General features: G+C 65.0%; 13 protein-coding genes and 1 pseudogene. 8 read left to right on the top strand and 6 right to left on the bottom strand.

Annotated elements, in window-relative coordinates; all coding sequences use genetic code 11:
* Window positions 1-416 precede the first annotated feature (416 nt).
* Window positions 417-1,991: a serine/threonine-protein kinase gene (locus tag J7360_RS19430; protein ID WP_057658473.1), complete on the bottom strand. Its 1,575-nt coding sequence runs from the start codon at window positions 1,989-1,991 to the stop codon at window positions 417-419.
* A gap of 407 nt (window positions 1,992-2,398) precedes the next feature.
* On the opposite strand from J7360_RS19430, the gene xopAV reads away from it, so the two are divergent.
* Window positions 2,399-3,181, top strand: coding sequence for a type III secretion system effector XopAV (xopAV, locus tag J7360_RS19425; RefSeq protein WP_099803787.1), 783 nt, complete (start codon window positions 2,399-2,401; stop codon window positions 3,179-3,181).
* A 62-nt stretch (window positions 3,182-3,243) separates the two neighbouring features.
* On the opposite strand, the gene J7360_RS19420 is transcribed toward xopAV, so the two are convergent.
* On the bottom strand, window positions 3,244-3,873 hold the full coding sequence (locus J7360_RS19420) for a TetR/AcrR family transcriptional regulator (RefSeq protein ID WP_003490630.1): 630 nt from the start codon (window positions 3,871-3,873) through the stop codon (window positions 3,244-3,246).
* 215 nt (window positions 3,874-4,088) lie between these two features.
* Here J7360_RS19420 and J7360_RS19415 point away from each other — a divergent pair, with 215 nt between their 5' ends.
* From J7360_RS19415 to J7360_RS19405, 3 genes are all read left to right on the top strand, one after another.
* Window positions 4,089-4,868, top strand: a complete 780-nt coding sequence (locus J7360_RS19415; protein ID WP_022559908.1) for a histidine phosphatase family protein — start codon at window positions 4,089-4,091, stop codon at window positions 4,866-4,868.
* Complete coding sequence (locus J7360_RS19410; protein ID WP_057658467.1) at window positions 4,868-5,737, top strand: NAD(P)H-hydrate dehydratase; 870 nt, start codon at window positions 4,868-4,870, stop codon at window positions 5,735-5,737. The genes J7360_RS19415 and J7360_RS19410 overlap by 1 nt, the downstream gene beginning before the upstream one ends.
* A gap of 321 nt (window positions 5,738-6,058) precedes the next feature.
* Window positions 6,059-7,537: a glycoside hydrolase family 30 protein gene (locus J7360_RS19405; protein ID WP_209034544.1), complete on the top strand. Its 1,479-nt coding sequence runs from the start codon at window positions 6,059-6,061 to the stop codon at window positions 7,535-7,537.
* A gap of 128 nt (window positions 7,538-7,665) precedes the next feature.
* Here J7360_RS19405 and J7360_RS19400 read toward each other — a convergent pair whose 3' ends face one another.
* From J7360_RS19400 to J7360_RS19385, 4 genes and pseudogenes are all read right to left on the bottom strand, one after another.
* Window positions 7,666-9,471 (bottom strand): glycoside hydrolase family 15 protein, encoded by a 1,806-nt coding sequence (locus J7360_RS19400; RefSeq protein WP_209034540.1) that lies wholly within the window; start codon window positions 9,469-9,471, stop codon window positions 7,666-7,668.
* Window positions 9,468-10,370: an SDR family oxidoreductase gene (locus J7360_RS19395; protein ID WP_057658461.1), complete on the bottom strand. Its 903-nt coding sequence runs from the start codon at window positions 10,368-10,370 to the stop codon at window positions 9,468-9,470. The genes J7360_RS19400 and J7360_RS19395 overlap by 4 nt, the downstream gene beginning before the upstream one ends.
* A gap of 431 nt (window positions 10,371-10,801) precedes the next feature.
* Window positions 10,802-13,156, bottom strand: a pseudogene (locus J7360_RS19390) (GH92 family glycosyl hydrolase).
* Window positions 13,157-13,431: 275 nt separating this feature from the next.
* A complete protein-coding gene (locus J7360_RS19385; RefSeq protein WP_007965515.1) occupies window positions 13,432-14,412 on the bottom strand; it encodes an SDR family oxidoreductase in 981 nt (326 codons plus the stop codon).
* On the opposite strand from J7360_RS19385, the gene J7360_RS19380 reads away from it, so the two are divergent.
* From J7360_RS19380 to J7360_RS19365, 4 genes are all read left to right on the top strand, one after another.
* Entirely contained in the window at window positions 14,360-14,542 is a 183-nt protein-coding gene (locus tag J7360_RS19380; protein ID WP_042675543.1) for a hypothetical protein, read from the top strand. The genes J7360_RS19385 and J7360_RS19380 overlap by 53 nt on opposite strands.
* A gap of 31 nt (window positions 14,543-14,573) precedes the next feature.
* A complete protein-coding gene (locus J7360_RS19375) occupies window positions 14,574-15,203 on the top strand; it encodes an alpha-ketoglutarate-dependent dioxygenase AlkB (protein ID WP_057658457.1) in 630 nt (209 codons plus the stop codon).
* A gap of 354 nt (window positions 15,204-15,557) precedes the next feature.
* Window positions 15,558-17,267, top strand: a complete 1,710-nt coding sequence (locus J7360_RS19370) for an FAD-dependent oxidoreductase (RefSeq protein ID WP_007965511.1) — start codon at window positions 15,558-15,560, stop codon at window positions 17,265-17,267.
* Complete coding sequence (locus J7360_RS19365; RefSeq protein ID WP_057658455.1) at window positions 17,264-17,569, top strand: UBP-type zinc finger domain-containing protein; 306 nt, start codon at window positions 17,264-17,266, stop codon at window positions 17,567-17,569. The genes J7360_RS19370 and J7360_RS19365 overlap by 4 nt, the downstream gene beginning before the upstream one ends.
* The last annotated feature ends 49 nt before the right edge of the window (window positions 17,570-17,618 follow it).

Genomic DNA, 17,618 nt, shown 5'->3' with positions numbered 1-17,618 from the left:
TCAAAATCGGGGGGACGTCGCCACGCACACAGGCCGAAGAGCAGGCTAGGCAGCCGGCCATCTGCATGGATGAGTTGGCGTTTTGTCTGGAGCTACTGGCCGAGCAGGTGGGCCGGGTGCTGGACGATGTGGAGTGTGCTGTCGTCGAAGGCGCGCATCCGTTGCCATGACGTGGTGTGCCGCCTGGATCTTATTGACGTCTGGATCACCGCCGAATGGGCGCATCACCAGCACGGGTATGGCAGCAAGCAGCGGTGCCGATTGAATGCCCGAATCAGCGCTCAGACTGCTCGCAGGCGTGCACACTTGCCTCACTTGTCTGTCGATCCCGCGCTTCTAGACCCAGCCACCACACACTGCATGGTCTATCGGTTCGCGCTCACTTGTAACGTGGGCGCTGCTGAAAATAATTGCTGCTAAAAAGAAGGCAGGCGCTTCAGTTTTTCGTAGGTGCGATGCATCCGATCACGGGGCGGGAGCGGTGGTTCGGTGAAAAATGGGTCGCGCAGCAGGATCTCGGCCTTGGTGCGCTCGCCGGTTCCGTCGTTCAGCATGCTGTTGAAGAAGTGGACCACCGTGCGCTTGTGGTCGGCCGGGAGAGCCTGCAACGCATCCATGAAGGGGAAGGTGTCTGCAGTCTTGGTGCGATTGATCCCGATCATGCCCATGTTGTAGTCGGGGCGCTTGAGCACATGCACCAGCAGTTGCGCCACGCTGTAGACGTCGCGCGCATGCCTGGCAGGGGTGCTCAAGTCGTAGAAGCCCGGTGTGCCGCCGCGGTTCGGGTCGCCTTCTTCTGCGCCGAGTCCCATGTCGATCAGCCGAAAGATCTTGGTGGGTTGGTCGTACATGACGTTGTTGTGCGAGATGTCCTGATGCACGATGCCGGCGTCTTCGCAGCAGGCGATGCCCACCAGTACATCGGCCATCAGCTGCCGGGCAAGGCCGAGATACTCCATTGCGCTGATGGCGCCTTGCTGCAGCGCTGTGCGTGCGCGGCCAATCATGCTGCGCACGCTGATGCCGTCGATTTTCTCAAGCAAAATTCCGAAGGTGTGTTCGATCTGCACCACGCCGTGGGCATGGACGATATACGGCACCGCATCGACCGACCTGATCATTTGATACTCCTGGAAGATCATGGCTTTGCGCTCGGCGATCCGTTCCTGCAGCGTCGGTGCGTCAGCAACGGTGGCGGGGTCGCACAGTGTCGGTGGAATCGGCCGCTGCGGGTCCGTGCACAACAAGGCCTTGAAGATGAAGTCGCGGCCGCAGTGCTGTCCGCCCTGCCAGAGATCTTCGGCCAGCCGCACCGCGTAGGTCGAGGCGGAGGCGCCGATGCCGACGGTGGGCATTGCGTGCAGCGTGCCTGCAGTGGCGGCGTGCCCGGTTTCCAGCGTCACCTGGAGAAAACCAGTGTCTACATCCAGGGCGCCTGGCTTCAACGCCGATAATTTCTGGATCAGGTCCGGGCGTTCGGATCGGCTGGTCAGCGATTTCACCAGACGCGGGCTCAGCACGACGTGCTGCCGGGCATGACGCATCTCGCTGACCAGCCGCCGTGCGTTGCGCAAGTTCTGGAATGCGTCGTTGCTGTCGGCGCCCGCAAGGGCCGATGTGCGCGCCGGCGTCTCCAGCAGGCAGGCCCAGGTCGGTGAGCCGGGCTGCGGGCCCAGACGGGGGCTGCGGCCGGTGACAGGCGTCGTTGGCGAGTCGCTACTGGATGAGGACCAGGTGTGCGGTGCCAACGCTGCCTGCAGGCGGGGCACCACGACCTCCAGGCGCGTATTTTCATCGGCGAGCACGCCGGTGGTGCTTCTTCGTTTTTCCAGCAGGTTGAGCGGATGGTCTGCGACGGGATGGGGCGGGGTGTGCTGCTCGGGCGCCTGTGCAGTTTCGGGCGCATCGCGCTCTGCGTCTGCGCGCAGCGCCGTGGAAAGGAGAGTGACGTTGCCGGAGATCTGTTTCATGGTCGAGGCCAGTGTGGTCAACGATCAGGGGAGGTGGCTCTGGCGGTTCGCTTGCAACACACGGCATGCTGCAGCTGGCGTGAGCCCGTTGCAACCAGGAGCCACTCAGCGGCGATGTCGGCTGCGTCACCGGCATCATCATTGAGGCAGTGGTGCATGCGTAGGGAGCAATGCACGAAGCGGTGCAGGCGTGGGCGAAGTTGCGCCAGTGCTGCGTGTCTTGGCATCCGGGGCGGCGGGATCGCGCCGGCGGGTGTGGCCGACGCGCAATGTCAACACGATCGCCAGCCACCCGGCTCGTTCGCCTGCAGCGATGCGCTGGTGCCGGCTGGAACGCGTGCGCGCTTTGGCAAGCGCAGCGCCGCTTGTTTCGTGTTCGGCAATGGTTTTTCGGCCGGATGCGTCATGCCCGATCACGCTGGGGAACAATGGCGCGCACCGAAAGCGGAGAGGTGACCATGCAACCGTTAGCGTTGACATCCGCCACGCGCAGAGGCGCCAGGCGCGAGCAGCAAGAGGACGCGACCGTGGCAGATGCCGGCCCGTCTGCACCGGCCAGCGACCCGCACGCCAATACGCAGCTGGCCCAGAGCCTGCCACGGCGGCCGGTCCGTGAGGCGCCGCTGAGGGCGCCAGGCACGCCGCGTGGCGTCCACCTCGCCAATCTAGGGCGAACGATGGCTTATGTGGGCGCTGCCGGGTCCGCACTCTGCGGAGGGTTTGCGGCACTCCAGGCACCTGCCGCGGCGGCATACGGCTATCTCAACGATGATCAGTATTACAAGAATCTTGCTGTGGTGAGTGGCTGCCAGGCAGTGGGAGCGCTGGCCGCATTCTTGGGGATGAGGCTGGCCGATGTGATGGCCGCTCGTTACGTGGAGGAGCAAGCTCGGTGGTACGACGTGCCGACCAAGGCGCAGCGGGCAAGCGAGTTGGGAACAACCGAGGCCTGCCTGGATCAGGCGGTCGACATGGTGACCAGATTGGACGCCGACCATCCTGGTCCTGCCATGGACGAAGGCGAGCGGCTGGCATTGGCGAGGGATCTGCTGAACCTCATCATGGTAGAACGTTCCCGTCTGCCGCCAGACCTATGGCGAGCAGCGAGCAGCACTGGCAACAACGACGATGCGTACGGCCTGGTCGCCCGGCTGCTGCAGGCCGCCAGAGCCCGTGCAGCGGAAGAGGCGTCCACGTCGTCGGCAGATTGAGCGCGCCTGCCTGCAAGATGCCGGGGCGCGGCCCGCAATCGCCGGGCAGTGCTGCTTCGGGATTACACCGGCGCCGACTTGAGGATGCCCGACAAGCTCTCCCGCAGGATCAGCTGCAGATGCATGCGGTTGAGTTCCATGCCGCTGGTCATCACGCTGTGCAGGCCGCCGCACATGGCAGCGACGGCGAAGACGCGGGCCTGGAATTCGTGTTCGCTGCTGGCGGTATCGGTGTGGCCGCGGAGCAGGCGCTTGAGCAGTGCGCTGAGGTGTTCGATCAGCGATGCGCTCTGCCGGCGCATGAAGGCGGCCAGCACCGGGTCGCGCAGGGTGGCCAGGTGCAGCTCCAGGTCGATGCGGGTGCGCTTGATGTTGATTTCCTGCAGCAGCCAGTCTTCGAGCAGGCCGGCGATGAAGTCCACCACGTGCACGTTCGCCGGCCGTTCCACCAGCCACATCTGACGGATGGCGCGCATGTAGTTGCGCTCGAGCAATGCGCGCACCAGCGCGTCCTTGTCTTCGAAACGCTGCAGGAGGCTGCCACATGACAGACGGGTGCGTTCGGCGATGAGCTCGAAGCTGGTGGCCGAAAGGCCGATCTCGTCGATGCAGCGTTCGGCCGCGTCCAGTACGTCGTCTACCAGGAGCTCTTCGCGCTGTTTTGCGGTGCGCAGCTGTAGGACGTTGGACATGGCCGAGCGGTGTGTCGGGGGCTTGCAGTATACCGAGACGGGGTTATGCGTCCGTTGGAGCGATGCTGGTCTGTGCTGTGGCGCATGTTCCCTGCAGCGTGCGCGGTGTGCGGGCGCATGTATGACACCGGTAGCGCGGCGGCGCATGCCGCGCGCGTGGTCGACCACCTGTTCACGGCGGCTGTGCGACACGTGGTGCCGACGTGATGCAGGAGATGGGTGTGAGTGAGAACAGTGCGGTTGCGGGGGTGTCGGCGCAGTGGCCGGCGCGCCTATGGGTGGTGCGGCATGGGCAAAGCGCAGGCAACGTGGCGCGCGATGTGGCCGAGTCCAATGGCGCGACGTTGATCGACCTGGAGCATCGCGATGCGGACGTGCCGCTCTCGGCGCTGGGCGAGCGCCAGGCCGAGGCCTTGGGCGCATGGATGGCTGGGCTTCCCGAACACGAGCGGCCGACCTTGATCCTGAGTTCTACCTATGTGCGCGCGCGGCAAACCGCCGCTGCGGTTGCGCGTGCGCTCGGCCAGCCAACCGATGCGGTCAGCGTGGACGAGCGGCTGCGCGAGAAGGAATTCGGCGTGCTCGACCGTTACACCACGGCCGGCATCCTGGCGACGTTTCCGGAGCTGGCCGAGCAGCGCAAGCTGGTGGGCAAGTTCTATTTCCGCCCGCCTGGTGGCGAGAGCTGGTGCGATGTGATCTTTCGGTTGCGCAGCATCGTGGGCGACCTGCAGCGCAATCATGTAGGTGCGCGCGTGCTGATCGTGGGGCACCAGGTGATCGTCAATTGCTTCCGTTACCTGATCGAGCGGATGGACGAGGCCAGTATCCTGGCCATCGACCGCGAAGGCGATGTGCCTAATTGTGGCGTCACCGAATATGCGGCCGCCGCCGATGGGCAATCGCTGCAGTTGGTGCGCACCAAGTTCGTACCGCCAGAGCTGGCCGATGAGCCGGTGACGACCGAATCCGATCGCCCGGCTGGAGCGCGCTGATGGCTGCCGCACGCCTTCGTACGCTGACCGCTGCCGCACTACGTGCGATGCCGCTGCCATCGCCCGGCGGCGACAAGGAGCAGCGGGGTCGCGTGTTGGTGGTGGGGGGCTCGATGCGCGTGCCCGGTGCCGCATTGCTGGCCGGGGAAGCTGCATTGCGCGCGGGCGCCGGCAAATTGCAGATCGCCACCGCTGCCAGCGTGGCGCCCGCCATGGCCCTGGCGGTGCCCGAGGCATTGGTGCTGGGGCTGGGACAGAACGGGCAGGGCGAGATCACGCGCGGGCACCGCGCATTGGACGCGGCGCTGGCAGCCTGCGACGCGGCCGTGATCGGGCCGGGCATGGCGTCGACCACGACGACGACGGCGCTGGTCAAGCTGGCCGCTGCGAAGGCGGTCTGTACCTTGGTGCTGGACGCCGGTGCGTTGTCGCGCAGCTTGCGTGCGCCGCCTGGGCGCCCATTCGTGCTGACGCCGCATGCCGGCGAAATGGCAACGCTCGCCGGCGACGACAAGGCTGCAGTGGAGGCGGCACCCGGCCAGTACGCAGTGACCTTTGCGCGGAAGATGCGCAGCGTGGTGATCGTCAAGGGCGCGGACAGTTTTATCGCCGGGCCGGACGGTGCGCTATGGGTGCATCGCGGTGGTGTGCCTGGGCTGGGCACGTCGGGCTCGGGCGATACCTTGGCCGGATTGATCGCAGGTTTCGCTGCGCGGGGCAGCAACGCGTTGACCGCGGCGTTATGGGGCGTGTTCGTGCATGCGGCTGCGGGAAAACAGCTCGCAAAGCGGATCGGCACGGTGGGATTTTTGGCGCGCGAGATTCCGCCGGAAGTGCCAGGCGTCCTGGATCGTTTGTCGCGTAGGTGATCAAGCCCCGCTCCCTGCCGGAGAGGGGTTGGGTGAGGGTGCGGTTGCTGGGAGTGTTGCAGATTGAAGTCTTATAGTTCTCGCAGTTTGTGATGCATCGCGCGCTGCCGGCACCGCCACGTGTGCACGTACCCTCATCCGGCGCTGCGCGCCACCTTCTCCCTCATGAAGGGGGACAACGTCCCGGAGGGAGAAAGGACGACCGATTCGCGCTTGCGCTCGTTTGTTGGGCGATGTTGCGGCGCGCTGGTCGGTTAGGCTTGCGCGATCTACCTGGGAGGGTGCGCGGTGAAGCGAGCGATGACGTGGTCGGTGATGGGAATGCTGGGGGTGGGACTGGGCACGGTGAGCAGCGCGAGCGCCGCAACGGCGGCCGTGGCACACGCGGCGGCTCCAACCGCCTCATATGCGAGCTCGCCAGCGAAGAGCGGCGACGGCGCGTTGCGTATCTACACCAGCTCTCAAGGCGCCACGCAACAGATGCGCGCCAGCACAGCGGCCGCTCCCGTCGTCGGCCATGCATTGACCGAAAAAGAAAATTCCATCTTCGTCAATCCGCAGCGGCAGTTTCAGCAAGTGCTGGGTATCGGTGGCGCGATCACCGATTCCAGCGCAGAGACCTTTGCCAAGCTGCCCAAGCGTGCGCAACGTGCGCTGCTCACGGCTTACTACGATCCGCAGCAGGGCATTGGCTACACGCTGGCGCGTACCACCATCCATAGCTCGGATTTCAGTAGCGGCAGCTACACCTACATCAAGGAGGGCGACGCGGCGCTGAAGAGTTTTTCGGTCAAGCACGATGCCAAGTACCGCATCCCGATGTTGCGCCAGGCGATTGCGGCGGCCGGCGGCACGCTCACCACGTTTGCCAGCCCGTGGAGTGCGCCGGCCTTCATGAAAGACAGCAAGACCATGCTCAAGGGCGGCAAGCTATTGCCCGAGTACGCGCAGGCCTGGGCAACCTACTACACGCGGTTTATCGCGGCATACGAAAAAGCGGGCATCCCGATCTGGGGCATCAGCCTGCAGAACGAGCCGATGGCGGTGCAGACCTGGGAGTCGATGCTGTTTTCGGCCGAGGAAGAACGCGACTTCTTGAAGCATCATCTCGGCCCCACCATGGCCAGCGACGGCTATGGCGAGCGCAAGATCATCGTGTGGGACCACAATCGCGACATGATGGTGCACCGCGCGCATGTGATCTTCGACGATCCGGAAGCGGCAAAATATGCGTGGGGCATGGGCTTTCATTGGTATGAAACCTGGGCCGGATTCGAGCCGATGGTGGAGAACGTGGCGGCAGTGGCGCAGGCGTACCCGGACAAGCACTTGCTGTTGACCGAAGCGGCGGTGGAAAAGTTCGACCCGGCCAAATTGCAGTATTGGCCCAATGGCGAACGCTACGGCACGGCCATCATCAACGACCTCAATCATGGCGCAGTGGGCTGGACGGACTGGAACATTCTGCTCGACCAACACGGTGGGCCGAACCACGTGGGCAATTACTGCTTTGCGCCGGTGCATGCCGATACGCGCACCGGCGAGGTGATCTATACGCCGAGCTATTGGTATATCGGCCATTTCTCCAAATTCATCCGGCCGGGCGCACGACGGGTCAGCGCAGCCAGCAGCCGTAGCAATCTGGCGACCACGGCGTTTCGTAACACCGATGGCAGCCTTGCCATGGTGGTCATGAATGCCAGCGACGTGGCGATTGCTTACAACCTGTATGTGGGCGAGGCATCCAGCACGTTGCAGATTCCTGCGCATGCGATCCAGACGGTGGTATTGGGGCCTTAAGCGAATCGATGCAACTCGTTGAGCGGCGATCTGGCGCAGCCGCATCCGCCAGCGTGCTCCTTCTGCCAACAGGAGAAGGAGTCTGCTGCGATAACAGCCCGGTGAAGGCGACAGGTGCTGCGCTGCGCTTATTCGCCATCCACGGCCAGCGCCGCGTGGATCAGCGCAAGGTGGCTCAAGCCTTGCGGTATGTTGCCTAGAGCGGCGCCCGTGCTCGTGTCCAGCATCTCTGGCATCAGTGCGACATCGTTGCCCAACTGTTCCAGCAACTGTTCGAACACGCGCCTTGCTTCGGCACGCTCGCCGAGCAGGCCATAGGCTTCCACCAGCCAGAACGAGCAGGCAATAAATGCCCCCTCGCGTTGTTGCATGCCGCTATAGCGATGCAGCATTGCGTCGCTGCCGAGTTCTGAGGCAATGGCATCGCGGGTGGCGATCATGCGCTCGCGGCGCGGCCCGCCCAGTCCAAAGCGCGAGGCCAACAGCAGGCTCGCGTCCAGGTCGTCGGTGCCCGCGTAGAAGGTGTAAGCCTGTTTGGTGTCGGACCAGCAGTGCACGTCGATCCACGCAAGAATCCGCGCCTGTTCGCGCTCCCAGCGTGGCAGCATCGCGGTGGAGAGATGGCCGGCCTTGGCCAGCTCGCTGGCGCGGCGCAGCGCCAGCCAGCATTCCACTTTGGACATGGTGTAATGCTCGGCGGTTTCCAGTTCCCAGAAGCCGGCGTCCTTGCGCATCCAGGTGTTCGCGCATTCGTTGCCGAGCTCGAACAACTGGCGTGCGGTTTCCTGGTCCAGGATGTGGCCGGCATCGAGAAAGCGCGCGGCCATTTCGAAGATATCGCCGTACAGGCACAGCTGCAGCTGGTCGTTGGCGGTGTTGCCGACGCGCACCGGGCGCGTATTGCGATAGCCGGGAAGGTCGATCACGCGCTCGTCGGGCACCAACGCGCCTTCCAGGGTGTAGCAGGGGCGCACACCAGGCCGATGCTGGCGGATGGTGCGCATCAACCAGCTAAACGCAGCCTTGGCATCGGCCAATGCGCCCACGCGCAGGAAGGCCTTGGTGGTGTAGGCGGCATCGCGGACCCACGCATAGCGATAATCCCAATTCCCATTTGCGCCAATCTGCTCCGGCAAGGACGTGGTGACCGCGGCGGCGATGGCGCCCGTAGGCGAAAACCACAGGAATTTGAGCGCCAGCGCAGAGCGCACGACCGCATCGTGGTAACCATTGTCGTAGGACAGGTTGCCGCTCCATTCGCGCCACTCCTGGTCGCTGCGCTCGATGCGCCCACCGATGTCTTCCAGTGCGGGCACCGGTAGCGCATCTTCTTCGGCGGCCAGCAATGCGACGACCTGTGTGTCGCCTGCGTGGATCGCCAGCGTGGCGTGCACGCCGCGGTCGTCGCACTGCAACAGCTGCGCTGCATCCATGTCGTAGCGCAGCATGGTCATGAGTGGGCCGACGTGATGCACACGGCCGTTGGGCGTCTCGCTTTGCCAGGGAGTGGCTTGGCCGGCACGGGTGCCGGGGCGGTAGATCAGGTCGAAGACCACGCTGCCTTCGATGCCCTCGATGCGTCGCGCAAGTTCCGACCACGGCAGCCGGCCGGCTTCGCCGCTGTTGAGCGACTCGGTCAGACGCGCGCTGCCGGTTGCAGTGCCGAAGGTCGTTTCGAGAATATTGCTGCCATCGCGATACCGGCGTTGTACGTGCTGCAGCTGTTGCGGCGTGAGGGCGAAATAGCCGCCGTCGCCGGCATCCAATAGGCGATCGAACAACGGCGGCGAGTCCATTTTCGGCACGCACCACCAGTCGATGCTGCCGTCCGTACCGCATAACGCCACCGAGCGCCCGTCGCCGATCGCCGCATAAGCGGCAATCGGCAAGGTGCCGGTAGCATCGCGTTGAAAGTCGGCGCCGGGGTGGCTCAAGACAGCAGCAGGCCGCCGGTGGCACCGAACACTTCGCCCGTGACGTAGCTCGATTCCTGCGATGCCAGAATCACGTAAAGCGGCGCCATTTCTACCGGCTGGCCGGCGCGCTTGAGCGGCGTTTCAGAGCCGAAATCAGGAATCTTCTCCGGCGGCTGACCACCGCTGGGCTGCAACGGCGTCCACACCGGTCCGGGCGCGACTGCATTGACGCGAATCCCCTTCTCGGCGATCTGCTGCGCCAGGCCCTTGGTGAAGTTGACGATGGCCGCCTTCGTGGAAGCGTAGTCGAGCAGCGTCGGCGAGGGCTGGTACGACTGGATCGAACCGGTGTTGATGATGGATGCGCCCGGCGGCAAGTGCGGGATGGCGGCCTTGCACAGCCAGAACATCGCATACACGTTGGTCTTGTAGGTGGCGTCGAATTGCTCGGTCGTGATGTCTGCGATGTCTTTCACGGCGGTCTGTTTGCCCGCGATGTTGACCAGCACGTCCAGGCCGCCGAGTTCCTTCACTGCGCGGTCCACCAGTTCGGTGCAAAACGCCTCGTTCTTGAGGTCGCCCGGAATGCTGATGGCTTTGCGCCCTTCCGCCTGGATCAGTTGCACCACTTCGGCTGCGTCCTGTTCTTCTTCAGGCAGATAATTGAGCACGATATCGGCACCTTCGCGTGCAAATGCAATGGCGGTGGCGCGCCCGATGCCGGAGTCTGCGCCGGTGATCAGTGCCTTGCGGCCCTGCAGACGACCAAAGCCCTTGTAGCACTGTTCGCCGTGGTCTGCCTTGGGCTGCAGTTCGTGGATGGTCCCCGGCGCCTGCTGGGTTTGTTCCGGAAATTGCGGCTGCGGAAACTGGGTCAACGGGTTCTGCATTTCGTACTGATTCTTGGTGCTGGACATGCACAGGCTCCTGCATTGGGAAGGGCAGGCACGCAGTCGTCGTGCGTACCGATGGCAGCCAGTGTGGAAAGCAGGGCAATGCGTATCGGTGAACGAAAGTTGTGCATCATGTGAATACGTGACGGTGGTGCACGTGGTGCGATCACCTCGGCATCGAAGGCCTCGCATCCGGAAACTGACGGGAGACCAGCGCATGCGTTGTGCAGGAATCGACGGCGCCGGCACCGCTGGCAGCCTGCCAGCAATGGTGGAGCGCGATCCATGCGGCTTGCGCATGGGGGGCTCCGACTGAGGCAGGAAGCCAGGGCCACTGCCAAGGTCCGCTAACGAAACGTCGCGAGCGTCCGGTTGAGCCTGCGCATCCACCTCATTTCCTGCGGACTTGCATTCTTAAAGGATCACCGGCCGCTCCATCTCGCAGTTGCCCTGGATCATTGCACCTGCTCGGACATCGAATACGGCCGCTGCGCTGGGTCGGTGGCCCATTGCCGATTCTGTGTCGCCTGCATGTGGAAACGCAGTTCGCCGCCGGCCAGGATTTCCTCGTGTGTCACGTAAGCGCGGGTCAACGGTTTGCCGTTGAGCGTGGCGCTGCCCACGTAGCTGCGTGCATCGCTCAAGCCCTCGGCGATGATCGAGAAACGTTTGCCATTGGGCAGGTTGAGCGTGGCGCGCGGCAGGAACGGGCGGCCGATGATTTATTGGTTGCTGCCGGGCGCCACCGGGTAGAAGCCCAGCGTGGTGAACACGTACCAGGCCGACATCTGGCCGAGATCGTCGTTGCCGGCCAGGCCTTCTGGCCCTGCGTGATATTGGCTGCGCATGATCTGGGTCAGACGCGCCTGCGTGCGCCACGGTTGGCCGGCATACGCATACAGATAGGCAACGTGGTGGCTGGGTTCGTTGCCGTGCGCGTACCAGCCGATCAGGCCGGTGATGTCTTCCATGTGCTCGAAGACCTTCGGGTCCACCTTGGCATCGAACACCGCATCCAGCCGGGCAAGCAATTTGTCGTCGCCGCCATGCGCGGCAGCCAGCCCGGCCACGTCCTGCGGCACGTACCAGGAGTATTGCCACGCATTGCCTTCGGTGTAGTCGCTGCCGTAGCCGCTGGCAGATGGGTCGAACGGCTCGCGGAAGTTGCCGGCGCGGGTGCGCGCGCGCATGTAGCCGGTGGCCGGGTCGAAGGCGTGCTTCCAGTTGCCGGCGCGCTTGCTGAATTCTGCGGCGATGGCGGGCTTGCCGAGCTTGTCGGCCATGCGCGCGATGGTCCAGTCGTCGAAGGCATATTCCAGCGTCTTGGATGCGGCTTCGCCTTCTTCGTCGATGGGCACGTAGCCCAGCTCGCGGTATTGCGCAATGCCATCGTAAGGGCCGTAGTTGGCGCTGGCGACCATGGCCTGCAAGGCTTCCTCTGCATCGAAGCCGCCGATGCCTTTCATGTACGCGTCGGCAATCACCGGGACGGCGTGGTAGCCGATCATGCACCAGGTTTCCAGGCCGTGGAATGCCCATATCGGCAGAATGCCGTAGGCGCTTTGGCGACGCGAGGCGAGCAGCGAATTGACCACATCGCTGCTGCGTTGCGCTGGCTGCACCAGGGTGAGCAGCGGATGCAAGGCGCGGTAGGTATCCCACAGCGAGAAGGTGGAGTAGTTGGTCCAGCCAGTTGCCTGATGCACCCCGTTGTCTGGCCCGCGGTAGCGGCCGTCGCTGTCCATGAACAGCGTTGGTCCCAGCAGGGTGTGATACAGCGCGGTGTAGAGCTGGGTGCGTTGTTGCGTGGTGCCTTGCGCGTCGACTGCCGACAGCGCCTGCGTCCATTGCGCGCGTGCATCGGCGCGGACGCGATCGAAATCGAAGCCAGGCACTTCGGCATCGAGGTTGGCGATGGCACCGGCCTCGCTGACCGGCGAGAGCGCCACCTTCACCACCAGCGGTGTGCCGTCGTTGGCGACATCGAACACACCGACCAGTTGCCGGCCTTCGATCTGCGCGCGCTGCGCAGGATTCTTCTCGCCCGGCGGTGGAAAGCCCTTGTACGGAATGTCCTGTTCGGTGTCATGGAGTTGCGTGGCAGTGAGCGGGCGCGAGAAGCGCATGGCGAAATACAGCTGCCGGCCGGGCGCCCAGCCGCGTGTTTCGCGAAAGCCGGTCACCGTGCCATCGCTGCGCACACGCAGCCGCGACCACTGCACCTTGCCGGGGTAGTTGTACAGGCTGTTGCGCAGGTCGACCAGCACATGCGCCGGCGTGCCTTTCGGGAACCGATAGCGATGCACGCCCACGCGCGCGCTGGCAGTGAGTTCGGCGCGGATGTTGCGGTCTTTCAAGGTCACCGCGTAATAGCCGGGCTGCGCCTGTTCGCTGGTGTGGTCGAACTGCGCGGTATAGCCGCTACCCGGCTTGCTGGCATCCCCGCGTTCGAGTTTGATGTCGCCAGCTTGCGGCATCAGCAGGATGTCGCCCAGATCCGAATGCCCCGAGCCTGAAAAATGCGTATGCGAAAACCCCACGATGGTGGTGTCGCTATGCCGGTAACCGGCCGCCCAGCCATAGGCGTCCTTGCGCGGCTTGATTTGCGTATCCGGGCTCAGCTGCACCATGCCGAACGGCACCGTGGCACCAGGATAGGTATGGCCTTCGCCACCGGTGCCAATGAACGGGTCGACTGCGTCGAAGGCAGTTGCAGGCGTGCGTGGCGCAGCGTTGCCGAAAACGGCGACGACGGCGGCAAGCGTTGCCAGCCAACGAGCCCGACGTGGGGCGATCAAGCGAGACGGCATGCAGAGTGCTCCAGGCGGATGCAGCGCCGGACCGTAGCACAGCTGCGTGGGCGCGCTACACCTGAGGATGTGCGATGGCCATCGCCGTCATGGTTGGGTTCGCTGAGCAGGCGCGTCGTGATCGAGGTGTGGCCCATCGGCATGCACGGTGGGCCGCACGCTCGCCGCTGTCGTGCCGCCTTGAGGCCGGTCTGCTTTCCCACCTTGCCGCAGCGTCTGGAAATCGCGGGCAAGAGCGCGCAACTGTCGCCGCCGCAATCGCAGACCTCAGCGACTCACCTGCGTCGTAAGGCCAGCACCGCCAAGCCCGTCACTGCTGCAGCGGCCGCACCGATCAACACCTTGTCGCGTGTAGGACGTGCGCGCAACCTGGGGCGCCGCCGGTAGCCACCGTCGATGCCGCCGGCAATGCTGGGTGCTGCGAACACATTGCCGGTGGAGCGCGCCACCCGTGGCGCCTGCGCAAAATAACGCTTGAAGAAGCGGTACATGGCGCGTGCCAGGGCCTGCGGCGCCAGCGCATGGCCTAGCCGCATTGCATGGACGGCAGTGCCCAACACCACCGTGTTGCGTGGCCGGTCCAGCAGGCGCGCGACAGCTGCCGCAACGGTGCGGGTGTCCAGCATCAGCGGTGGCCCGCTGATGCGGCGCCCCACGTAATTGGCACCATGGCGCAGGCCCGGCGTATCCACGAAGTACGGGTACACGTCGCACACGTGGATGTGCGGGTGGTCGCTCAACTCGGCGCGCAACGCTTCGGAAAAGCCGCGTTGACCGAATTTGCTGGCGCCGTACGCCGCCGCAAATGGCGTTGATGCAAAGCCGCCCGACGAGATCATGTTGACGAAGATGCCGTGGCCTTGTTCGACGAAGATGGGGATCACGGCATGGGCGTCGTGCATGCGACCGAGCAGGTTGGCGTGGATCACGGCCGCGCTCGCTTCCATCGGTACCTCATGGAATTTGCCGACTGCGCCCACCCCGACATTGCCGAACCACAGGTCGATGCGCCCCAGAAAACTCCGCGCGCTGGTGGCCAGTGCCTCGACCTGTTCGGCCTGTTTGACATCGGTGGGCACCACCAAGACTTCGGCACCTCGCGCACGGCAGCGTTCGGCAACCGCATCGAGGGCTTCTTCGCCGCGTGCGGCCAGCACCAGGCGCGCGCCTTGTTCGGCGAATGCTTCTGCGGTGGCTTGGCCGATGCCGCTGGACGCGCCGGAAATCACCACGTGGGCAGGAGGGGTGCGATGCATGCGATGTCTCCACGAGAACGAGCAGGCATGCTTGATCGCCGTACGTGAACACGATGCGGCGCTTTGCGTACCATGGCGTGAAGCTGAACTGGTCGGGCTGGCGCCATGCGTGATGACAGCGTGGCGCTGAAATCGGCTGCAGGCGCCCGCATATCGCGCTGATGGATCTGTTCAACGCTCCCATCGCACCGCTGCAGGTGCTGCACGACCAGCAAGGTGGCGTGCGCTATTGGCCGCAGCTGCTGCTGCCTGCACTGGCGCAGGAGGCGTTCGACGCATTGCGCGATGGCGCCGATTGGCGCAGCCAGCGCCGCGAAATGTACGACCGGGTGGTGGACGTGCCGCGCCTGCTGGCTTCGTATCGGTTGGATGATGCACTGCCTGCGGGATTGCCGCTGCAGCGCCTGCTCGATGCGGTGCAGGCAGTGCTCCCGGCACCGTATAACGCAGTGGGCTTGAATCTGTACCGCGATGGGCGCGACAGCGTGGCAATGCATCACGACGCGCTACACACGCTGGTGGCACCGCACCCGATCGCGCTGCTGTCGCTGGGTGCACCGCGCCGGATGCAACTGCGCGCCAATGACGGCAGCACGCGGGCGGTCGCGCTGGAGCTGGCATCGGGGAGCCTGCTGGCGATGAGCCACGCCTCGCAACACACGCACGTGCACGGCATTGCCAAGACCACGCGCGCGGTGGGCGGGCGCATCAGTGTGGTGTTTCGCGTGCGCCCGGCCCAGCGCATGGCGGCCGGGCAGCATGGCCCACATTGGGAGCCTGTGCAGTCGTAAGGCACAGGCTTGGGCTCGATTGACTGGGCAGCTCACAAAACGCCCGTGCAGTTGCCAGACGCGCACGATCGTTGCTCCGTGCGAGATGCACTACGCCCATCTTCGTTTGCCATGTACGGTTCGCCCCCGGCCTGACGACTGCCCGCGACGTTATTCGCGCGCTGGATGTCCTCACGCTGAGCGCGTGCGGTCTTTAAAGCAGCTGGGTCCGTCTGACCGGCAGCAGCGCTCGCTCGCGCACGCCTGCCTGGCGTCTGGGCGCTGTCGTGGCCATCAGTGACCATTTCGGGTGATTGCCATTGCCGTCACCACTGCCCATGCTTGCATGTGATCCCCCACCCGCCTCGCGCCTCCATGTCTTTGGACCAGACCCGCCACCATCAGATGTTTCCCGAGCTGGACGCGGGCCAGTTGTCGATCACCCGGCGCTTCGCCAGCGGGCCGGCGCAACGGTTCGGCGCGGGCGATACGGTGTTCGAAGTCGGCGATGCCCATGCGCCGGTGTGGGTGGTGCTGGAGGGCGCCATCGAAGTGGTGCGCCGCGATGGATTGGGCAACGAAAAGCCGATCACGCAGCACACGCCCGGCCAGTTCACCGGCGAGGTGAGTCAGCTGGCCGGGCGCGCGTCGCTGGCGGCTGGACGTGCCGGGCCGGACGGCTGCCTGGCGCTGCCATTCGATACCGCGCATCTGCGCGCGCTGATGATCAGTTCGGCCGAAGTGGGCGAAGTGGTGATGCGTGCATTGATCCTGCGCCGCGTCGGGCTGATCGAGGGCGATGCGTCCGGTTCGGTGCTGATCGGCGAGCCGGACGACCCGCATCTGACCCGGTTGCAGGGCTTTTTGACCCGCAACGGCTACCCCAACACGGTGATGGATGTCTCCGACGACGAAGGCCGCGCATTGGTGCAGCGCCTGGGCATCCAGGAGCACGATCTACCGGTGATGGTATGCCCGAGCGGGCGCGTGCTGCGCCAGCCCAGCGATGCCGAAGCCGCGCATTGCCTGGGCATGACGCCGGACATCGACCCGGACAAACGCTACGACGTGGCGATCGTGGGCGCCGGCCCTGCCGGACTGGCGACGGCGGTGTATGCCGCATCCGAAGGCTTGTCGGTGCTGGTGCTGGACCAGCGCGCCATCGGCGGGCAGGCCGGTGCCTCGGCGCGTATCGAAAATTATCTCGGCTTTCCCACCGGCATTTCCGGGCAGGCGCTGGCCGGGCGCGCGTACAACCAGGCGCTGAAATTCGGCGCGGAACTGGCGATCCCGATCGAAGCGGCCATGCTGGAATGCGGCCGCGACGATGGCGCGCTGAAGCTGGATCTTGCCGATGGCAAACAGTTGCTGGCCAGCACGGTGGTGATCGCGTCGGGTGCGCGTTACCGGCGCCCGGAGATCGAGGGCCTGGATCGCTTCGAAGGCCACGGTGTGTCCTACTGGGCCTCGCCGGTGGAAGCGCGCCTGTGCGAAGGCGGCGTGGTGGCGCTGGTGGGCGGCGGCAATTCTGCAGGGCAGGCGGTGGCGTTCCTGGCGCCGCGGGTCAAGGAACTGCACCTGATCATTCGCGGCGACGGGCTGGAAAGCTCGATGTCGCAATACCTCATCGAACGTATCGCCGCGTTGCCGAACGTGCAGCTGCACACCGGCACCGAAGTGGCCGCGCTGGAAGGCGACCCCGAGCGCGGCTTGCAGGCCGCGGTGTTGCGCACGCGCAAGGACGGTGCAACCGCGCGCGTGGAGTTGCGGCACCTGTTCCTGTTCGTCGGCGCAGACCCCAACACCGGTTGGCTGCAGGACTGCGTGGACACCGACAAGCGCGGCTTCGTCATGACCGGCACCGCGCGTGGCGACGGCGTACCGGCGTGCCTGCCGCTGGAAACCAATCGCCCTGGCGTATTCGCCATCGGCGATGTGCGTGCGGGCTCGGTCAAGCGCGTGGCCGCCGCAGTGGGCGAGGGCGCCGCCGTGGTCGCGCAGATCCATCAGTACCTCGCACATCAGGCCAACCCGGTGCCGGTCTCCGAACTTGCCAGCGCCAGCCAGGAGTCCACCAGCGCATGAGCCAACACTGCCGCCATACCGATCAAATCCATGCGGTCACGCCCAGTGCGCGCGGCTGCGAAGAGTGCCTGGCCATCGACAGCGTCTGGGTGCATCTGCGCCTGTGCCGCAGTTGCGGCCATGCGGGGTGTTGCGACGACTCGCCCAACCGACATGCCACCGCGCATCACCATGCCACCGGCCATCCCATCATCGAAGGCTACGACCCGCCCGAAGGTTGGGGCTGGTGCTATGTGGATGAGGTGGAAGTGGAGCTGCCCGATCAGACCCCGCAGCTGGGGCCGATTCCGCGGTATGTGTGAGCGGCGCGCGGCGCCGCTGGGAATCGGGATTGGGGATTCGTAAGAGCGC

This window comes from Xanthomonas sp. D-99 (genome assembly GCF_017746145.1).
GTDB lineage: Bacteria > Pseudomonadota > Gammaproteobacteria > Xanthomonadales > Xanthomonadaceae > Xanthomonas > Xanthomonas cissicola.
Note: the sequence above shows the minus strand (reverse complement) of the source record. Positions and strands in the feature narration are given on the sequence as shown.